Annotated in this window: 17 protein-coding genes; 2 read left to right on the top strand and 15 right to left on the bottom strand. The window is 55.5% G+C overall.

Annotation, left to right across the window (positions count from 1 at the left end; all coding sequences use genetic code 11):
* Window positions 1–135: 135 nt before the first annotated feature.
* From ACFIOZ_RS07740 to ACFIOZ_RS07750, 3 genes are read right to left on the bottom strand one after another with little or no spacing between them, the layout of a single operon-like run.
* Window positions 136–528, bottom strand: a complete 393-nt coding sequence (locus ACFIOZ_RS07740; protein ID WP_386083108.1) for a RidA family protein — start codon at window positions 526–528, stop codon at window positions 136–138.
* Window positions 525–2,012 carry an N-acyl-D-amino-acid deacylase family protein gene (locus tag ACFIOZ_RS07745; RefSeq protein WP_386083109.1) on the bottom strand — a complete coding sequence of 496 codons (1,488 nt, stop codon included), beginning with the start codon at window positions 2,010–2,012 and terminating at the stop codon, window positions 525–527. Before ACFIOZ_RS07745 ends, ACFIOZ_RS07740 begins: the two co-directional genes overlap by 4 nt.
* A gap of 1 nt (window position 2,013) precedes the next feature.
* Window positions 2,014–2,877 (bottom strand): MurR/RpiR family transcriptional regulator, encoded by an 864-nt coding sequence (locus ACFIOZ_RS07750; protein WP_386083110.1) that lies wholly within the window; start codon window positions 2,875–2,877, stop codon window positions 2,014–2,016.
* 113 nt (window positions 2,878–2,990) lie between these two features.
* Between ACFIOZ_RS07750 and ACFIOZ_RS07755 the strand changes: the two genes are divergently transcribed.
* Entirely contained in the window at window positions 2,991–4,199 is a 1,209-nt protein-coding gene (locus tag ACFIOZ_RS07755) for an amino acid deaminase (RefSeq protein WP_386083111.1), read from the top strand.
* Window positions 4,200–4,238: 39 nt separating this feature from the next.
* On the opposite strand, the gene ACFIOZ_RS07760 is transcribed toward ACFIOZ_RS07755, so the two are convergent.
* The 11 genes from ACFIOZ_RS07760 to ACFIOZ_RS07810 all read right to left on the bottom strand — a co-directional run bounded on the left by ACFIOZ_RS07760 (window position 4,239) and on the right by ACFIOZ_RS07810 (window position 14,879).
* Window positions 4,239–5,030: an IclR family transcriptional regulator gene (locus ACFIOZ_RS07760; protein ID WP_386083112.1), complete on the bottom strand. Its 792-nt coding sequence runs from the start codon at window positions 5,028–5,030 to the stop codon at window positions 4,239–4,241.
* A 61-nt stretch (window positions 5,031–5,091) separates the two neighbouring features.
* Window positions 5,092–5,844, bottom strand: coding sequence for a 2-dehydro-3-deoxy-D-gluconate 5-dehydrogenase KduD (kduD, locus tag ACFIOZ_RS07765; protein WP_386083113.1), 753 nt, complete (start codon window positions 5,842–5,844; stop codon window positions 5,092–5,094).
* A 24-nt stretch (window positions 5,845–5,868) separates the two neighbouring features.
* Entirely contained in the window at window positions 5,869–6,699 is an 831-nt protein-coding gene (gene kduI / locus ACFIOZ_RS07770; RefSeq protein ID WP_386083114.1) for a 5-dehydro-4-deoxy-D-glucuronate isomerase, read from the bottom strand.
* A gap of 33 nt (window positions 6,700–6,732) precedes the next feature.
* Window positions 6,733–8,007, bottom strand: coding sequence for a TRAP transporter large permease (locus ACFIOZ_RS07775; protein WP_386083115.1), 1,275 nt, complete (start codon window positions 8,005–8,007; stop codon window positions 6,733–6,735).
* A complete protein-coding gene (locus tag ACFIOZ_RS07780; RefSeq protein WP_386083116.1) occupies window positions 8,004–8,546 on the bottom strand; it encodes a TRAP transporter small permease in 543 nt (180 codons plus the stop codon). The genes ACFIOZ_RS07775 and ACFIOZ_RS07780 overlap by 4 nt, the downstream gene beginning before the upstream one ends.
* A complete protein-coding gene (locus ACFIOZ_RS07785) occupies window positions 8,546–9,544 on the bottom strand; it encodes a TRAP transporter substrate-binding protein (protein WP_386083117.1) in 999 nt (332 codons plus the stop codon). Before ACFIOZ_RS07785 ends, ACFIOZ_RS07780 begins: the two co-directional genes overlap by 1 nt.
* 283 nt (window positions 9,545–9,827) lie before the next feature.
* Window positions 9,828–10,505, bottom strand: a complete 678-nt coding sequence (locus ACFIOZ_RS07790; protein WP_386083118.1) for an HAD family hydrolase — start codon at window positions 10,503–10,505, stop codon at window positions 9,828–9,830.
* Window positions 10,502–11,476 (bottom strand): 2-hydroxyacid dehydrogenase, encoded by a 975-nt coding sequence (locus ACFIOZ_RS07795; protein WP_386083119.1) that lies wholly within the window; start codon window positions 11,474–11,476, stop codon window positions 10,502–10,504. Before ACFIOZ_RS07795 ends, ACFIOZ_RS07790 begins: the two co-directional genes overlap by 4 nt.
* Window positions 11,477–11,538: 62 nt before the next feature.
* A complete protein-coding gene (locus ACFIOZ_RS07800) occupies window positions 11,539–12,522 on the bottom strand; it encodes a sugar kinase (protein ID WP_386084017.1) in 984 nt (327 codons plus the stop codon).
* 85 nt (window positions 12,523–12,607) lie between these two features.
* Complete coding sequence (locus ACFIOZ_RS07805; RefSeq protein ID WP_386083120.1) at window positions 12,608–13,624, bottom strand: substrate-binding domain-containing protein; 1,017 nt, start codon at window positions 13,622–13,624, stop codon at window positions 12,608–12,610.
* Window positions 13,625–13,739: 115 nt separating this feature from the next.
* Window positions 13,740–14,879, bottom strand: coding sequence for an HD domain-containing phosphohydrolase (locus ACFIOZ_RS07810; RefSeq protein ID WP_386083121.1), 1,140 nt, complete (start codon window positions 14,877–14,879; stop codon window positions 13,740–13,742).
* 486 nt (window positions 14,880–15,365) lie between these two features.
* Here ACFIOZ_RS07810 and ltrA point away from each other — a divergent pair, with 486 nt between their 5' ends.
* Window positions 15,366–16,754 carry a group II intron reverse transcriptase/maturase gene (ltrA, locus tag ACFIOZ_RS07815; RefSeq protein ID WP_386079569.1) on the top strand — a complete coding sequence of 463 codons (1,389 nt, stop codon included), beginning with the start codon at window positions 15,366–15,368 and terminating at the stop codon, window positions 16,752–16,754.
* Here ltrA and ACFIOZ_RS07820 read toward each other — a convergent pair.
* Window positions 16,694–17,395, bottom strand: a complete 702-nt coding sequence (locus ACFIOZ_RS07820; RefSeq protein WP_386083122.1) for a hypothetical protein — start codon at window positions 17,393–17,395, stop codon at window positions 16,694–16,696. The genes ltrA and ACFIOZ_RS07820 overlap by 61 nt on opposite strands.
* Window positions 17,396–17,457: the final 62 nt, after the last annotated feature.

Raw genomic sequence — 17,457 nt, forward strand, 5'->3', positions numbered from 1 at the left:
TGGCGCTGCACCCTTGCCGGGGTGTGGCGCTTTTTTTGGAGCTTTTTTCGTGATGCTTTTTTCTTAGTGTTTAGGCTTTATTAGCGTCTGGATTGGGTTATACCTGAATATGCATAGCGCTTAACTTACTGAGTACTAGGCGCGATCAGCGCGGTAGCACTTCACGTCAACCTCCACTTTGCAATCCACCACCAAGTCTTGAACGCTACAGATACGCGCCGGTGGGTTGTCGCCAAAGACCTCCTTAAACACCTTATTGAAAGAGGTGAAATAGCGCGCATCGGTGAGTACGGTGGTGACATGCACGACGTCTTCAACGCCATACCCGGCTTCCTGCATAATGGCCAGGCAGTTATCGAAGGCGAGACGGGTCTGCTCAACAATGCCGCCTTCAACGACTTCGCCGTCGGTCATGGGTGTTTGGCCAGAGACGTACAACCAGCCGCCTGCCTCTACGGCGCGGGCAAAAGGCAGCTTCTGACCGCCGGTGCCTACACCGCCTTCGGTGCCGTATCGAGTAATGCTCATGGGGTTTGCTCCTGATTGGGGTGAAAGTTGGGTATTGATTGAGAAATACGTTCTGTTCTGCGCAGCATCCTGCCAGCGCGTTGGTCTGAAATGGCGCCGTGTTGATAGGCGATTTTGCCGTTCACTATGACCATTTCGATGCCTTTAGCGGCCGCGATGGGGTTCTCGTAATTGGCCGTATCCTCAAGAGTCGTGAGATCAAAAAGGGTGAGGTCTGCATAGGCGCCTATGCGGATCACGCCGCGATCCGTTAAGCCAAAATTGGCCGCTGAAAGAGAGGTCATTTTGCGCACCGCTTCCGACAGTGGCATTAGCTTTAAATCGCGGCTGTAGTGGGCCAGCACGCGCGGAAATGCACCCCAAAGGCGCGGATGTGGATGCGGATCGTTCGGCAGGCCGTCGGAGCCCACCATGGCGAGCGGGTGCGCTAACACCTGTTGCATATCCGCTTCGCTCATGTTGTGGTAAACCGCGCCCGCAGGCTGTAGCTGCCTGGCAGCGTCCAGCAGTGACACACCCCACTCGGCGGCGATTGTTTTTAGTGGTCGACGCGCCTGCTCCGGGTGCGGGGTCGACCAGGTAATAGTGATCTCTATTTCGTCCGTTACCTGGCCCAGGTCGAGAGTGGAAGAGCCCGCGGTGTAGGGGTAGCAGTCGCAGTGAGCATGTTGGTGTTGGGCGGCAGCTTCCAGTTTGCTCAGCGCCTTACCCGCGCCTCCCCAATTGCCCGCGCCGGCGCATTTAAGGTGCGAAATTACCAGCGGTACTTGGCCATCACGAGCGGTGGCAAACGCTTCGTCCATGGCCTCCAGCAGGCCCGCGAACTCATCACGAAGGTGTGTTGTATAAACGCCTCCCGACTTGCCAACGGCTTCTACCAGGGGAGCCATTTCGGTGGTCGGTGCCTGTATCGCATTGCGGTAGGCAAGCCCAGAGCTCAACCCCAGCGCGCCTTCCTCAAGCGCTTGGCGAAGCAGGGTTTCCATTTTGGCGACTTCTTTCGACGTAGCGGGGCGAGCAAAGCTATCCATTACCTGGCTGCGAAGACTGGTATGCCCCACCAAAGCGGCAACGTTAATGCTTGGTTGAGCGGCGTCTACGGCGTTGGCGTAATCGGAGAAGCTTGGATAGCGGAAATCCTCTAGCTTGCCCAGTAAATTCATTGGGTCGGGGACTTCACTGGCGAGTGTCACCGGACTTGCGCTGATACCGCAGTTGCCTACGACTACGGTGGTGACTCCCTGGGTCAGCTTGGGCAGCATTTCGGGTGTACGAATTACATTGGTATCGTCGTGGGTATGCACATCGATAAAGCCTGGGGTCAGATAGCGCTCTTCGGCATCGATAATCGTCGTTGCGGTGGCATAGGGCATAGCGCCGATAGCGCAGATACGCTCTCCCTGAATAGCTATATCGGCACGGAAATGAGCAGCGCCTGAGCCATCCAGGACGTTGGCATTACGAATCAGCAGGTCGTAAACCATCCTAATCTCCTAATGGCTGGCGATTGTCGCCACCGCGATGATCATCCAGGCTCAGCTTGAGGCGGCGCAATTTGGTACGCGAGCGTTCGCGGTGGCGCATGGCAAGTTCAAGTGCCAACACATCAACGACCGCCAGCATGGCGTAACGGGAAGCCGAAGGGTGGTAGATAAAGTCGGTCTCTCGGGAGGTGATCGGGAGCACAATGTCGGATGTTTCGGCTAATGGAGAATTCATTGCGGTTATCGCAATCACCTTGGCGCCGTACTGTTTTGCGATCTTTGCTGACTCCACCATCTCTGGTGTGTAGCCAGTCACCGACAGCACGACGACTACATCATCAGGCTCAAGAGTGGACGCCACCATGCGGGGTAGCAGTGCTTGAGGGTAAGCACAGATCGCATAGCCAAGGCGTACCAGGCGAAACTGAAGCTCTTGGCAGAGAATGCTGGAACCACCACCGGCGCCAAACACCAATATCTGACGGGCTTTATCTAACTGTTCAACTGCCCCGGTCACATCGGCTTGGGCGAGTAAGTCGCGGTTAAGCGCGAGGGTTTGCGTAGCAATGTCATACACCACGCTTGAGCTGTCTTCAGGCGTGGCTTCTTGAATAAAACGACGACCAGCGGCTAAGGCGCGGGTTAAGCGTGTTTTTAAGTCGCGCACGTTAGTACAGCCGATGGCGCGGGCAAAGCGTGTGACGCTGGCGTCGCTGACCCCCGCGCGCTGGGCGATGTCACTGATACTTGCTTCGGTGACAAATTCGATGTCAGCAAATATTAGCTCAGCAACCTTCTTTTCAGCGTCGCGGAGGGCAGCAAAGTCAGTGGTAATGCGTGACAAAATGTCGATTTCTTGGCTCACCGTGGACTCCTAATGGTTGCCTGATTTAAAAAGTATGTTAGTTTCTAACTTGAAGTCAATAGTTGTGAAAATATCTAACATTGATGCTTATTAAAAAATGAGGATGCGGGCGAATGCAGACAATGGCGTTAGCGGTTGATAAAGGCGGTGTGGAATTGGGTTCAAACCTTCTGTCAGGTGTCAGCCTGCCTGCCGCCGTGGTGCATGAAGGCCCCCTGAACCATAACGTAGAGTGGATGCAGCGCTTCGCAGAAGCTCACGGCGCTCACTTGGCGCCCCATGGCAAAACCACCATGACGCCCGCGCTTTTCGATCGTCAGCTTCAGGCGGGTGCGTGGGGGATAACACTAGCCACTGCGCCCCAGTGCCGTGCGGCCTTCTCTAATGGCGTCCCCCGTTTGTTAATGGCCAACCAACTGGTCGGCCAGGCCAATATGGCCATTATTGCCACTCTGATTGAGCAGGGCGCTGCGTTTTACTGTGTGGTCGATAGCCATGAGAACGCTCGCCAGCTCGGGCGCTTTTTTGCTGAACGGGGCATGGCGTTATCGGTGCTTATTGAGGTGGGGGTAGAGGGTGGCCGCTGTGGCTGCCGCAACCAGCAGCAGATTCTTTCGCTGGCGGAGGTAATTGCTAATGAGCCAGCACTTTCTCTGGTGGGCTTGGAGGGCTATGAGGGTGTGGTTCACGGGGATAATCCCGAGGCCGGCATACGTGCCTATGCTAAATACCTGGTGGATATTGCCGTCGAGCTTAAAACTGCTGGGCTCTTTGCTGAAGAGAGCCCGATTGTCACCGCATCAGGTTCCGCCTGGTATGATGTGATCGCAGAAGCCTTTGACGGCGCACCGCTGTATGGCAAGTTTACCCCTGTGCTACGGCCTGGTTGCTACGTCGTCCACGACCATGGCCTTTACCGTGAAGCGCAATCAGCGGTATTAGATCGCCGGCCGGATTTGCAGCAGGGACTTGAGCCTGCCCTGGAAGTCTTTGCCCAGGTGCAGTCGCTTCCCGAGCCTGGGCTTGCCATTGTGGCGCTAGGTAAGCGTGATATTGGTCATGACCAGTTACCGATTGCGCTCCGTCGGTTTCGTGAAGAAGGCGACCCCGTGCAGTCCTTGTCGGTGGATGGCTGGGAGGTGACGAAAATTATGGATCAGCACACCTTTGTGCGCCTTCCGGAAGGGGCTCAAGATGTCGAGGTCGGTGATATTGTTGCCTTTGGCGCCTCTCATCCCTGTTTAACCTTCGATAAATGGCGCCGGATACTGTTAGTGGATGATCAACTAAACGTTAAAGAGCGTATAGCCACCTACTTTTAGAGTGCTGTTATTGCGAGCGACGTGATAGAGAGAGCAGATTTAGCTCGCTGATGCTGGTAGGCGCCCACCAATAGCCAGCGTCAGGGCGTCTGCCAGCTCCCCTAACTGCTCCCGGCAGCGGTCGATGCTGGGAACTTCCCGGTGCATCGCTTCTGGAATCAGCGTGAGGTAAGGGATGGTGATAACGGCTTCGATAACGTCATGAACCCCAAAGACGGGGAAGCTGATATTGGTTAGCCCCTGGACTTGAGGGCTTGGCCCCACGTGGTAGCCACGTTGGCGAATCGGATCAAATAGCGCCCGCGTTCGGTCAACCTCTTGTTGGGTTGCATCGCTGGCGGCGAGAATGCGCTCACGGCGTTGCTCATCCAAAAAGGCCAGCATGACGGCCCCTGAACCAGAGCCGCATATATCGATTTTGGCCCCCAGGCGCAGCCCAAAGCCCATCTTGTCGGGGTTTTCATACTGGGCCACTACCAATAGATGACCAGGACGAGCAACGCTAAGGTGACACGACTGGGAGATGTCATGGCACAGCTCTTCCATGCGTGGCAGCGCGGCCTGTACTAACCGTTTGGTGGGCGGGAAGCGGTGGGCCATTTCAAACATCTTAAGCGTTAGCTGATAGCGGCTACCGCTATCATCCATGCTAACGTAGCCACGATCCCTCAGTACCATCAGCATGCGGTACATCTCATTGGTTTTACGGCCGATCTGCTCGGCAATCGCTTGGGTGCTTAGCGGCTGGGGGGATTGGGCAAGCAGCTCCAAAATATCCAACCCTTTCTCTAAGGCAGGGGCGTGGTACTGCGTTTCAGCCTTCTCCTTCATTTAAGCTCCCTTACGTGATTGCCTATCGCTCGTTGATCGTGGCGTTAACCAAAATGCTTGGTTAGCGTGCCAGCCAGCCGCCGTCTACCGCCAGGGTATGCCCATGCACGTAGCGGGCGGCATCGGAGCATAAGAATATCACAGCGCCGGCTAAGTCTTCTGGCGTGCCCCAGCGTCCGGCGGGGATTCGGCCAAGAATTTCAGCATGGCGCTGGGGGTCGTCGCGCAGTGCTTGGGTGTTGTCGGTGGCCATATAGCCAGGGGCGATGCCATTAACGTTGATGTCATGGCCCGCCCACTCATTGGCGAGCAGACGCGTTAGACCGAGAATGCCGCTTTTGCTGGCGGTGTAGGAGGGCACACGAATGCCGCCTTGAAACGACAGTAATGAAGCGATATTGACGATCTTGCCCGGCGCCTTGCGCTCGATAAGGTGCTTGGCAACCTGCTGGGCGAGAAAGAAAGCGGCTTTCAAGTTAACGTCAATGACGTCATCCCAATCTTGCTCTGAAAATTCAACGGCTGCCGCCCGGCGAATAATCCCCGCATTGTTGACCAGAATATCCACCTTGCCCGCTTTCGCGATCGCCTGTGAAACAATCTCGCTAGGCGCTTGGCTGCCTAGCTCAGCCGTAATGTCGTAAAACTTGCGCCCTAGGGCCTCGACCTGCTGGCGGGTGTCATCAGCAGGGCTGCGGTTGACCCCCACAATATCGGCACCCGCCTCTGCCAGTGCAATGGCAATTCCCTGGCCCAGCCCTTTGTTGCAACCAGTCACCATGGCAACTTGGCCGTTCAGTGAAAATAGTGTCATTGGTCACTCTCCCTAAGTAGTGGTTTAGCGCAGCTCTTTGGAAGCGATAAAATCCATATCATCGTAGGTCAGATTTTCACCGCACATACCCCAAATAAAGGTGTAGCGGCGAGTGCCAAAGCCGCAGTGAATCGACCAGCTGGGGTGAATCACGGCTTGTTCGTTGGCAACCACGATATGCCGGGTCTCTTGGGGTTCGCCACACAGGTGGAACACCACGTCGTCTTCGCTCAGGTCAAAGTAGAAGTACACTTCCATACGCCGTTCGTGGGTATGACAGGGCATGGTGTTCCACATACTGCCGGGCTCTAACTGGGTAAGCCCCATGGAGAGCTGGCAGGTATCCAGTACATCGGTATGCAAGTACTTATTGATGGTACGCACATTGCCGGTTTCGGGGTCGCCAAGGGTGGTGGGCGAGGCATCTTCCGGGCGGACATGGCGAAGCTGGTAACGTACATGGGCAGGCGTTGAGTTGATATAAAAGCGCGCAGGCTTGGTTGCTTCGAGGCTCTCAAAGCTGACCTCACGACTCTCTTTGGGAATATACAGGCCGTGGTGGGTGCCCAGCTCGACCGTTTCACCGTCGACAGTAATGCGCCCGGGCGCGCCAATGTTAATAACGCCCATTTCCCGCCGCTCTAGAAAATAGTCAACGCCAAGCTCTTTGCCACAGCTCAGGGTCAGCGGCGAATCAGTGGGCACCGCGCCACCCACAATAATTCGGTCAACGTGGCTGTAGGTGAGCGACAGTTGGCCTGGCACCATAATCTGGGTGACCAGCATTTTGTCACGCAGGCCCTGGGTATCGAGGGTTTTAAAATGATCGCTATGAAGCGCTTGGCGAATATCCATATGAATTTCCTTTAATGGTAAAAGTAAATGGGCTCACGAGAACAGCGTGAGCGGCCACAGGGTGATGGCTGGAAAGGCAATGACCAGCAGCATCACCAGGAGGTTAGCGAGCAGAAACGGCAGGGCGCCGCGGAAAATACGCCCAATCGAGAGGCCGGTGATGGAGGAGCAGACGTTCAGGCACATGCCCACCGGCGGCGTGACCAAGCCAATCGCCAGACCGCTAATCAACAGGACACCAAACTGCACGGGTGAAATATTGGCCAGGGCAAGCACCGGCAGCACCACTGGGGTAATCAGCAAAATCGCGGGGGTTACATCAATAAAGGTGCCGATCAGTAGCACGGCAGCAGCAATTACCAGCAGGAGCAATATCGGGGTAAGATCCAGCCCGCCTAAAAAGCCTGCCAACAGCTGGGGAATCTGCTCCATCGAGAGAATCCACACGTATAGCTGGCTCATGGCGATAATGATCATTACCGTGGCGCTGGTCATGACGGCAGAGCGAAACAGTGCAGGCAGTTCACGCAATTTGAGGCTTTTAAATACTACCAATGCCAGGATCAGCGCATAGCCCACGCCTAACGCGGCAGACTCAGTGGCCGTAGCGACACCGCCGACCACCGCACCCACTACAAACAGAGGAATTAATAGCGCGAGTACCGCACGCTGAATCACCTGACGGCGCTGTTGCGGGTTTAACCCTGCGTGGGCACGGGGGTAGCCTTGACGACCGGCCATTAGTGCAATGATGCCCATCATCAGCAGGCCAATGAGTAGACCGGGGATAAGGCTCGCCATAAACATGGTGCCGATAGACTGCTGCGCGGTAACGGCGTAGATCACCATAGGCACACTGGGGGGAATAATCATGCCCATGGTGGAAGAGGCCACGGTAATGCCGCTGGCGGTTTCGACGCTGTATCCCTTGCGTGCCATCTCCGGAATCATGGCGGAGCCCACCGAAGCCGTATCCGACACTGAAGAGCCCGATATGCCGCCAAAGATCATCGAGGTCGAGATGTTGACATGCCCCAACCCACCTGGAAAACGGCCTACCAACATCAAACAGAAGTCGATTAAGCGCGCGGTAATGCCTGAGGCGTTCATCACCAAACCCATCAAAATGAACAGCGGCAGGGCAATCATGGTGTACAGATCCATCCCGGACAGTACTCGCTGGGGCAGCACGCCAATCAAGCCTGGCTGCATGATCAAGAAGTAGACCAGCCCCGAAAGCCCTAGCGAATAGGCGATGGGCACCCCAATCAACAGCAGCACCATCAAGCTAACAAGCAGTAAAATCATGCCTGGCCCTCCTGCGCGTCTTCGCGTTGAGCGGAGGGGCGCTCTCCACCCACTAGCACCGCCAAGGAGAATAGAATGACCAGTAGCGCGCCAATGGGGACACTGATTTGCACTACCCAATTAGGTACATCCAGCACGGCGGAGCGGAAACGACCCACCTGCCCAATCCAACTGATGCTGAGCCATGCCAAATAGCCATTGAATAGCATCACGAGACAGTGGCGTAAGCGGTTCAGCCAGACGGCTATTGCCGTAGGCAGTGCATCCACAAGCACGCTGATGCGGATATGCTCGCCGCGCAAAATGGCGACCGATGCCCCCAGTGCGGTGGAATACACAAATAGAAAGCGCATCACCTCCTCAGCACCGGCAAAGCCAATGTTGAATACGTAGCGCAGTATCACCAGTGCCAAACAGAGCAGGAAAACCGCCGCAATTAATGCGGCGATCAGATTTTCCAGCAGGCTAGCGAAGCGGCGCATTACCCGCATCAAGGCGGTATCTTCCGCCATCGGCTGCGCCAGTGGAGGTGGATTCATTACTCCAGTACCTCGGCTTGATCGGTCAGTGCGAGCAGTTGCTCTAACTGCTCCTGGCTAAAGTCACCACGCTCAACAAAGTGCTCCCAGACAGGAACGACGGCATCTACAAAGCCTTGGCGGTGTTCATCGGCGATGCCATTAATGCTCATGTGCTCGCCAAGGGTTTCGAGGTAGTTGGCTTCGGAAGCGAGCCAAATTTCGTTGGAGCGCGTCATCGTCTCCTGAGCAACATCGTCGACGATCATCTGCAGCTCTTCAGGTAGCTGGTCGTACCACTGGGCGCTGATAAAGAAAGGGTCAGGATGGATTTGCCAGTTCAGTAATGACATGTACTCCTGAGCTTCATGGAACTTCATATCGGCGATATTGGAGGGCGGGTTTTCTTGTCCATCGACCACGCCGGTGCGCAGCGCCATATAAGTCTCGGTGTAAGGCACTTGCTGGGGGGAGGCTCCCAACGCTTCAAATGCCCGCAGCGTGGGTGCCAGTGGCGGGGTGCGAATCTTCAAACCACGGAGGTCATCCACTTGATTAACGGCGCGAACGTTATTGGTTAACTGGCGCATACCGCCTGCAACGCCGGTCACCGGTATGTGCAGCTGACTTTCACGTGCGCCTTCATTAATGGCCTGGCCAAGCTCGCCCTCCATAACGTCAATGGCTTGTTCCGGCGTGGTGAACAGGAACGGCATGGTATAGATCAGGTAGGCGGGGTTAGCTTGAGCAAACAAACCACCGCGATAGCCTTGAATAAGCCCCATTTGGACTTGCTGAAGTACATCCTCCTCCTTCCCCAGGGTGCCATTGAAATAGAGTTCGACGGCGATGCGCCCATCACTGCGCTCTTCCAGCGCTTCTTTGAAGTAGCGCATGGACTCAGAGCGCGGCGCCTCATCGGTTTGCGAATGAGCGTACTTGAAGGTGAAATCGGCAGCTTGAAGCGACGTGGTGAAGCCAATCGCGAGGCTGGCCATCATTAAGTGGGTTAGGCGCATGGAAGGCTCTCCGTTTTATTGTGATGTTCTTGTTGCGATGCGATGGTTTTCTCAAATATAAAATCTGTTTTTATATTTGATGTAAGGCCAAGCTTAACGTCATTCCTGTGTAGGTCAATGCTTGGGCTATGCGACATTGGTCGCGATGCGTATTTTCGGTGCAGAGGGAGGGAGTTATAAGCGCACAGGGGCTATCGTCGGCAGGCACGGAAAACATGCCTGTCGAGAGCGGGTGTTGGAGAGTTGATTAGCGGCAGTTGATCAGTTAATCAAGCAACCGTGATCAGGCGTTTAGGCGCGCAATGGCGGTGGGAAGCTCGCTGGCATGGTGGATACCAATCGCGCCCTTAGGTGTTACTTCCTCGTTGGGGAAGTGGTTGAGGTGAATGACATGCATGCCCGCCGCCAGCCCAGCTTCCACACCCACCGCCGCATCATCGATCACGACACACGCTTGTGGTGCGTAACCCATGGCGGCAGCCGCCTTGCGATACAGCTCGGGGTCGGGTTTCCAGACGTTGAGGGTATAGGCGCTGAAGAGCCTGTCGGCAAAATGATGGCCTAGCTCGGTGCTCTCCAGGGCGCAGCGAATTTTGCGCTCGGGGCCATTGGATACCACGGCCTTGGGGTGGCTGCTTAATTCTTCCAGCGCGGCGGTCATACCAGGGATGGTCACTAGCTCGGCGCGCATACGGGCTTCCATGCGCGCCCGCATACCTGCCTCAAGCTGGGGAAAGGCGTCTTCTGCCAACGCCTGGAAGCGCTTTTCCAGCGTTTGTACGATGGTCTGGAAACGTACCCCGCGAAACTCATCCATATATTGCCGTGCTGAGAAAGGTAAACCGAATTCGGGCAGAATATCGCCCATCACCTCGGCAAGCAGTATTTCGCTATCCACCAGGGTGCCATCGCAGTCAAACAGTAGGCAGAGAGGTGTGGTCGTATTCAGCGCAGAATTCATGGATAGACTTCCTCGTTGACTAAGCTGATAGGGCGTTCACCCTGAAGCGCCAGGCGGATATTGTCCACCGCCCGTTGGGCCATGGCGTCACGGGTTTCATGGGTGGCAGAGCCGATATGGGGCAGGGCGACCACATTGGCCATCTTTGGCAGCGGTGATGAGGCAGGCAGTGGCTCCTGCTCAAAGACATCCAGCCCGGCGGCTTGAATAACGCCGTTTTCAAGGGCGTGTATTAAGGCGCGCTCATCAACCACTTTGCCGCGGGCGATATTGATGAAAATGCCCGTTGGCTTCATTTGAGCGAACTCCTGGGTGCCAATCAGGTGTTCGGTCTCGGCAGTTAGCGGCACCGTGACACAGACAAAGTCGGCCTCGGCCAACAGCGCGTTGAGTTCGCGGCGCTGCGCGCCAAGTTCGTGTTCGAGAGCGGGTTTAGGAGAGGCGTTGGAGTAGAGCACCCGCATGCCAAAGCCCAGGGACCCGCGCCTGGCAACGGCCTGGCCAATACGGCCAAATCCCACCATGCCCAGGGTTTTGCCATGTATATCGCTGCCAAACAGCGCCGGGCCAATACTGGCTTGCCATTTACCTGTTTTCACCCACTCGGCTAACTCTACCACCCGCCTCGCGGTGGCCATAATCAGTGCAAAACCGGTATCGGCGGTGGTTTCGGTCAGCACATCCGGCGTATTGCACAGCATAATGCCGCGCTTAGTCAGTTCATCAACCGGGATGTTGTCGTAGCCAACCGAGATGGTGGCAATGACGTTCAAGTTGGGCGCTGCGTCCAGCAACTGGGGGGTAATCGCCAGGCCGGAGCCAATAATACCGTGTGCCTCCGCTAACAGAGCGCGATTTTCAGGGGCATCAAGGGCGCTGGTTTTCGGCAGTACAGCCACTTCAAACAGATCGCGAAGCTCAGCCAACTGAGCATCGCTGAGCCGTCCTTGAACCACGAGGCGTTTTTTCATTGTTATCTCCTTAGTGAAAACCTGCTTTCGAGAAACTGTTTATCAGAATACGACTTGGTGCATTAGACGTTAGGGAACTCGGCTTCAAGCGCTTGGAGTTGCGCTCGGTTAGGCAAGCCTTCCATATCTCCCACTACCTGGATAGCCTGGGCGCCAATTAAGTTGCCGCGTTGGGCTGCCTGGCGAGCCGTGCCTCCGTCCAGCAGGGCACTGATGACACCGACGGCAAAACCATCGCCTGCGCCTACGGTATCCACCACCTCCGCTACCCGGCAGCCAGGTACGGTAAAGTTCTTCTCTTGGCCGTCCAGGTTGCCACGATAATAGCTGCCTTCCGGGCCTAGTTTGATAATCACCGCTGAAGCACCTTGATCCAGATAGTAGCCTGCTATGTCGTAAGGCGTCTGCTGCCCGGTGAGCAGTTGGCCCTCGGAAAGCCCTGGTAGAACCCAGTCGGCAAGGCTGGCGAGCTCATTGAGGGTCGAGCGCATAATGCTTTCGCTGGACCAAAGTGATGGTCGTAAATTGGGGTCAAAGGAGATGGTAGCGTCGTGGGCGCGGGCCTGTTCCATCAAGTGATGGCTAAGCTGGCGGGCGCTCTCTGATAGCGCCGGGGTAATGCCCGTCGCGTGAAGGTGGTTAAGCGCCTGAAAGTCGACCTCCTGGGCGTCGTCGATAGTGAGATGGCTGGCAGCACTGCCACGCCTGAAATATTCGACTCGCGGGTCGGCGCCGTCCTGGGCGCGCTCTTTAAAGAGCAGCCCGGTGGGGTGCTGTGAGTCGGCATGAATATAGCGGCCATCGATACCTTCCGACGTTAAAGCCGCCTGGATAAAATCGCCGAAGCTATCGGTGCCCACTCGGCTTAACCAGCCCACGTGAAAACCCAGCCTTGAGAGGCCAATCGCGACATTGTTATCGGCACCGGCCAAGCGCCGGTGAAAATGCTCAATGCTGGCTAAACCGCCCGGCGTTTCCGCCACAAACATGGCCATGGCTTCGCCAAAGGTAAGAATTTCGGGTGGGCTAGAGATAGGGTGGGGCATGCTCATTACTCTCTTTGTGCTGTTTATTATCATTCAATGGGAACGATACCATTTTTGCGACGCTTTTCTAGCGGTGACTTAAAAATTAGCGCTGGGTAGAGCCTCGTTCAATCAGGCTAGGTGCAAAACTTACCGTGGTCGGCAGTGCCGACGTATGTGGCGCAATGCGATGCATCAAGCACTCAACCGCCGTTTTGCCGATCACATCGGTGGGCTGGGCAAGCGTGGTAATACCGGGAGGAACCAAGGCGCACCAATCGAGCTCATCAATTCCCATCAAACCTACCTTGCCAAGCGGTAAGCCCAACTGCTGAAACAGGCGAGTCACCGCTAGGGTGGCATTGCCGTTACCACATAAAACGGCACAAGCGTGCTGCTGATGGGCGACTAAAAAGTCGCTTAGCGTTTGCTGCGATGCCGTGCCTTTGGCGGTGGCAAGCAGTAATGCTGCTTGATGCAGACCTCGCTGTTCGGCAGCTTGATGAAAACGCGAAAAACGCCTTTGTCGCGTGCTTGACTGCTCTGGCGCTTCGCTAACATACAGCACGGCCTGGTAGCCTTGATCGGCTAAGTGTTCGAGCGCCATATCAATCGCCAGGTGATTATCGAGCCCGACCACTTCCGCCGCCACATGGTCGACTTCCCGATCTAGCAGCACGATAGGGGTTCCCTGGCTGATAAAGGTGTGCAACTGACGTTCGGGGCTGCCGGAGGCATTCACCACCAGCCCTTCGACTTGGTACGCACCAAGGAGGTCTAGGTGCTGGTGCTCCTGTTTCGGGTCATTGTCGGTATTACACACCACCAGCGAGTAGCCGTATTGGCGGCAAGCTTGCTCGACCCCGTGAGTGATGGCAACGGAAAATGGGTTGCGGATATCGGCAACTAACATGCCTATTAATTTAGAGCGCCCACCTTTTAGTCCGCGCGCCATTTGATTTGGCTGGTAGCCAAGGGTGCCTGCCGCATGGGCGATGCGCGCCTGAAGTGAGGGCGATAGCCGGTCTCGCTCTTCGCCAAAATAGCGGGATACGCTGGTTTTAGAAGCGCCAGCTAGTCGGGCTACTTCAATAATGGTGGAGCGACGTGAAATGGAAGACATAAACCACTTGAGTGAATGGTATCGATCCCATTTTGAGCAATCACTGATTACTTAGCAACGACTTTTGAGAGTGACTATGTTTAAGCGTGGCTATGTTTAAGAACGGTAAGCCTAGCTATGCTTTTTTCATGTTGACACTATAATCGCTAGGGTTGACCGTCCCTTCGAGTCGACCAATCTGGTTAAAATCGTTACTAAACAGCACGGTATCAATGGACGTATCCCTAAAAGCCAAATTTTTAACCACGTCTACTTTACAAGGCATGCCCTTTGCATCTACATCCACAATCCAGGCTAGAAAACCGTTTGAAAACCTAGCCAGGCTGCCGATAGGGTAGAGGCCAAAGTGCTGGATATACTCAACCAGCAATGACTTTTCATACGCCTCAGGGCGGCTATTGACCCACCGGTAGGCGTCCAAAGGTTGCTGTGGGTGCTGTCCATTACGTTCATGGGTCAGCTTGTTGATTATTTTGATAACACTCATTAAACGCACAACGTCTGATAACCCTTCTGCCTGTATGCCTTTGGGGTAGCCGCTGCCATCAAGCCGCTCGTTTGCATTGAAGATAATGTCGCTGCACGTTGGGCTGGGTGTCCAGTTGAGAACCGACAGTTTTTTGCTAAGCGCATGTACGTGCTGCTTGAGTATCTCCCCTTGTGACGGCGACATGTGGATTTTCAGTGAGGGCAACTCTTCACTAATCAGTAGTGGTTTACCCATGGTATGAAGTAAGGCGCCCGCGACTGCCTCCCGCGTTTGGTAGGCATAGGGGTCACGGCTAATCAGCATTATGGCGAGCTGGCTAGCGACTTGGATAGCGTGGCGTACCCACTCGGGCTCATCATGCAAATACGTTAGCGCATACTGTAGGGCTTTGCGGTCATGGTTGACCATATACAGAATGCTGTCTACACACTCATATAAAATTTCATCGGGTAATAAATGTTTATTTTTCATAAACATCAACATGATTTGGAGCTGCTGGGCTATTTCGAGGACGCCTCTCAGTAAGGGGGTATGTTGCGTACTGACTACCTGGTCATGCTCTTCTTGACGCTGCATTTTTTTCTCTTTCGCATCGGCTATAAACAGTTTTGATCTTGCCCGCGCGTTATGTTGAGTGCCCGAGCGTAAAGCGGCCTCGAATTCAGCTTCAGCAACGTAATGGAATAGCGTTTCCGTGGAGGTGGGACTCATATCGATGAACTCTATGCCAACGGCGGCATGGCCATGATTGCCAAAAGGGCGCATATGACGTATGCGCCCTTGAGTAGTGCGCCAGGCATGGCGCGCAGCGCCTTGACCGGCGCTGTTCCTGGGGGTGGTGCTTCAGGATGACTTGGGGGTGAAAGTCCCCTGCACGCCCGGCAAGGGGAAGTGCTAGCCGACGGCAAGGGTGTCCCTCGCGAGGGGGAATCCAAAGGCAGCCCGAGGCAAAACGCTGGCCTGACGAACAGGAAGCGGATACGAGGCGTCATGGCGGGGTAAGGTGGCTACACTCACCAAAGCCCGATACTTGCACGGAACGCCATGACGTAAATCCGACAGGCATAAGCGGGAAGGTCGCGCGTCTTACCCTGGGAGGTCTGGTGGTCTGCCACGGTGCTACCGGCGTCGAGAGGCGACGGGATGGATCACCAGACGTCAGCCGAGGCCATAGTAAGTGCCGGTTCACCACGGCACCAAGGGCCGAACATGAAGAACCGCGAGTAGGCGATAACGTCTCGAGGATCGATCATGAAGACAGACCATGACGCGAATACCGTCACTCACCCAGAGGGGCAGGGGCAGTACTCCGAGTCCCAGCCGGTGAGCGTCGAGACGAGCCCGGCGTCGTTATCGTGGACGAAAGCGGAGCCAACCTCGCTCATGGAACGGGTCGTTGACCCGGAAAACATGGAGCGAGCTTACCGTCGGGTGGTTGCCAACAAAGGCGCACCGGGTGTCGATGGCATGATGGTGTATCAGCTAGCCGACCACCTAAAGACGTACTGGCCAACGCTGCGCGAGCGGCTGCTGGCCGATCAGTACCACCCCAGCCCGATCCGAGCAACCACGATCCCTAAGCCCAAGGGTGGGACGCGGCAGCTCGGTATTCCCACGGTTACCGACCGCCTAATCCAGCAAGCGCTGTCCCAGGTACTGATGCCGATCTTCGACCCGGGCTTCTCCGAGTCGAGTTACGGCTACCGCCCCAAGCGGAGCGCCAAGCAGGCCGTCTCGGCCATGAAGGCCCACGTCACCGCCGGTCACCGCTGGGTGGTCGATCTTGACCTGGAAGCCTTCTTCGACCGAGTGAATCACGACCTGCTGATGGCACGGGTCGCGCGGCGCGTTGACGACAAGCGTGTACTGCGTTTGATCCGTCGCTATCTGGAGGCGGGTATGTTCCAGCATGGCTTGCCCACGCCGAGGCGGCGGGGGACACCCCAAGGCGGGCCCCTCAGCCCGCTACTGGCGAACATCCTGCTGGACGACATGGACAAGGCGTTGGAACGCCGAGGCCACCGCTTCTGCCGCTACGCCGACGATGTACAAATCTATGTACGGAGCCGACGAGCAGGCGAGCGGGTCATGGGCAGCTTGAGTGAGTATCTCGAGAGCTCACTTCGGCTGACGGTCAATCGCCGTAAAAGTGCGGTGGATCGGCCATGGCTACGCGGATACCTGGGCTACAGCCTCACTCGGCACAAGCAGTCGAAACTGACGCTCGCCAAGACAAGCCTGACACGCATGATGCAGCGTGTCCGTGAGATCCTGAAACGTGGCAGGGGGCGTAACATCCAACGGGTAATCGAAGGGTTGAGGCCAGTCCTACGAGGATGGGCTAACTACTTCAATCTTGTTGATGTGAAACGCCCCTTGGAAGCACTGGATCAATGGATACGCCGGCGCTTACGCGGCCTGATCTGGCGACAATGGAAACGCCCATCGACTCGGCGTCGGAAGCTGCGAGGGCTAGGCCTAGACGGGCACCGCGCCTGGAAATCGGCGGGGAACGGTCGAGGCCCCTGGTGGAATGCCGGGGCTTCGCACATGAATCAGGCCCTGCCGAGGAAATGGTTTTATGACCAGGGACTGATCTCGGTACTGGATACGGTAAGATGGCTTAAACGTTCTGCATGAACCGCCGTGGTACGGAACCGTATGCCCGGTGGTGTGAGAGGACAGGGGAGGCGACTCCCCTTCCTACTCGATTTAAATGCCTCTCCATTTGGAAATTTTAGCGTTACGCCTGGAAGTATCTGATCGACAGACAGTGCAATGCTATCTTCGAGGCGCACATCCACCATACAGCCGCCCACTGAAAGGTTGCGCACTTTACCTTCTATATTAAGTTCATGGGCAAACACTTCCAGGTAAACGCGAGCCTGCATGCCAAGGACAAAAGGGACTCTTAATGCACCACGGTTATCGGAGGAAAAGATCGAGTGGGGGAGTTGGCACGTTAGGTGGTAAGTGTCGGGGTCTATTTGAATAATATGAGCAGGAACGTGCTCGATATTATAAATTTCTTCAGCATCATACCCATGCCGTGAAGCTTCTATATCAAACGATATGGTGTCGTTATTTAGGTAAGGAGAGAGCGAAAGACCCGCGTACTTTATCTCTAACGTGATTTTTCTATTATCAGGCTCAACTTTAATAGCTGTCGCCGCTATGGATTGCGCAGCTTCCTTAGAAAAAATCGTAATGGTGTGGTCTTTATCGAACAACGATTTCATTATTTGGCTGGTAGTATTGTGAATAGTCGTATCGATAAGCATGCAAATTCCACCCTTTGTATTGTTTTTGTAAAGCTAGGTGACTTTGGTTGTCTTTTTTGATC

The organism is Vreelandella sp. F11 (assembly GCF_042466685.1).
GTDB lineage: Bacteria > Pseudomonadota > Gammaproteobacteria > Pseudomonadales > Halomonadaceae > Vreelandella.

Excerpts from the sequence above, each read along its gene's own strand:
- ACFIOZ_RS07740 (WP_386083108.1), bottom strand. The coding sequence starts at position 528 with ATGAGCATTACTCGATACGGCACCGAAGGCGGTGTAGGCACCGGCGGT.
- ACFIOZ_RS07745 (WP_386083109.1), bottom strand. The coding sequence starts at position 2,012 with ATGGTTTACGACCTGCTGATTCGTAATGCCAACGTCCTGGATGGCTCA.
- ACFIOZ_RS07755 (WP_386083111.1), top strand. The coding sequence starts at position 2,991 with ATGCAGACAATGGCGTTAGCGGTTGATAAAGGCGGTGTGGAATTGGGT.
- ACFIOZ_RS07760 (WP_386083112.1), bottom strand. The coding sequence starts at position 5,030 with ATGAAGGAGAAGGCTGAAACGCAGTACCACGCCCCTGCCTTAGAGAAA.
- kduD (WP_386083113.1), bottom strand. The coding sequence starts at position 5,844 with ATGACACTATTTTCACTGAACGGCCAAGTTGCCATGGTGACTGGTTGC.
- kduI (WP_386083114.1), bottom strand. The coding sequence starts at position 6,699 with ATGGATATTCGCCAAGCGCTTCATAGCGATCATTTTAAAACCCTCGAT.
- ACFIOZ_RS07775 (WP_386083115.1), bottom strand. The coding sequence starts at position 8,007 with ATGATTTTACTGCTTGTTAGCTTGATGGTGCTGCTGTTGATTGGGGTG.
- ACFIOZ_RS07780 (WP_386083116.1), bottom strand. The coding sequence starts at position 8,546 with ATGAATCCACCTCCACTGGCGCAGCCGATGGCGGAAGATACCGCCTTG.
- ACFIOZ_RS07785 (WP_386083117.1), bottom strand. The coding sequence starts at position 9,544 with ATGCGCCTAACCCACTTAATGATGGCCAGCCTCGCGATTGGCTTCACC.
- ACFIOZ_RS07790 (WP_386083118.1), bottom strand. The coding sequence starts at position 10,505 with ATGAATTCTGCGCTGAATACGACCACACCTCTCTGCCTACTGTTTGAC.
- ACFIOZ_RS07795 (WP_386083119.1), bottom strand. The coding sequence starts at position 11,476 with ATGAAAAAACGCCTCGTGGTTCAAGGACGGCTCAGCGATGCTCAGTTG.
- ACFIOZ_RS07800 (WP_386084017.1), bottom strand. The coding sequence starts at position 12,522 with ATGCCCCACCCTATCTCTAGCCCACCCGAAATTCTTACCTTTGGCGAA.
- ACFIOZ_RS07805 (WP_386083120.1), bottom strand. The coding sequence starts at position 13,624 with ATGTCTTCCATTTCACGTCGCTCCACCATTATTGAAGTAGCCCGACTA.
- ACFIOZ_RS07810 (WP_386083121.1), bottom strand. The coding sequence starts at position 14,879 with ATGCGCCCTTTTGGCAATCATGGCCATGCCGCCGTTGGCATAGAGTTC.
- ltrA (WP_386079569.1), top strand. The coding sequence starts at position 15,366 with ATGAAGACAGACCATGACGCGAATACCGTCACTCACCCAGAGGGGCAG.
- ACFIOZ_RS07820 (WP_386083122.1), bottom strand. The coding sequence starts at position 17,395 with ATGCTTATCGATACGACTATTCACAATACTACCAGCCAAATAATGAAA.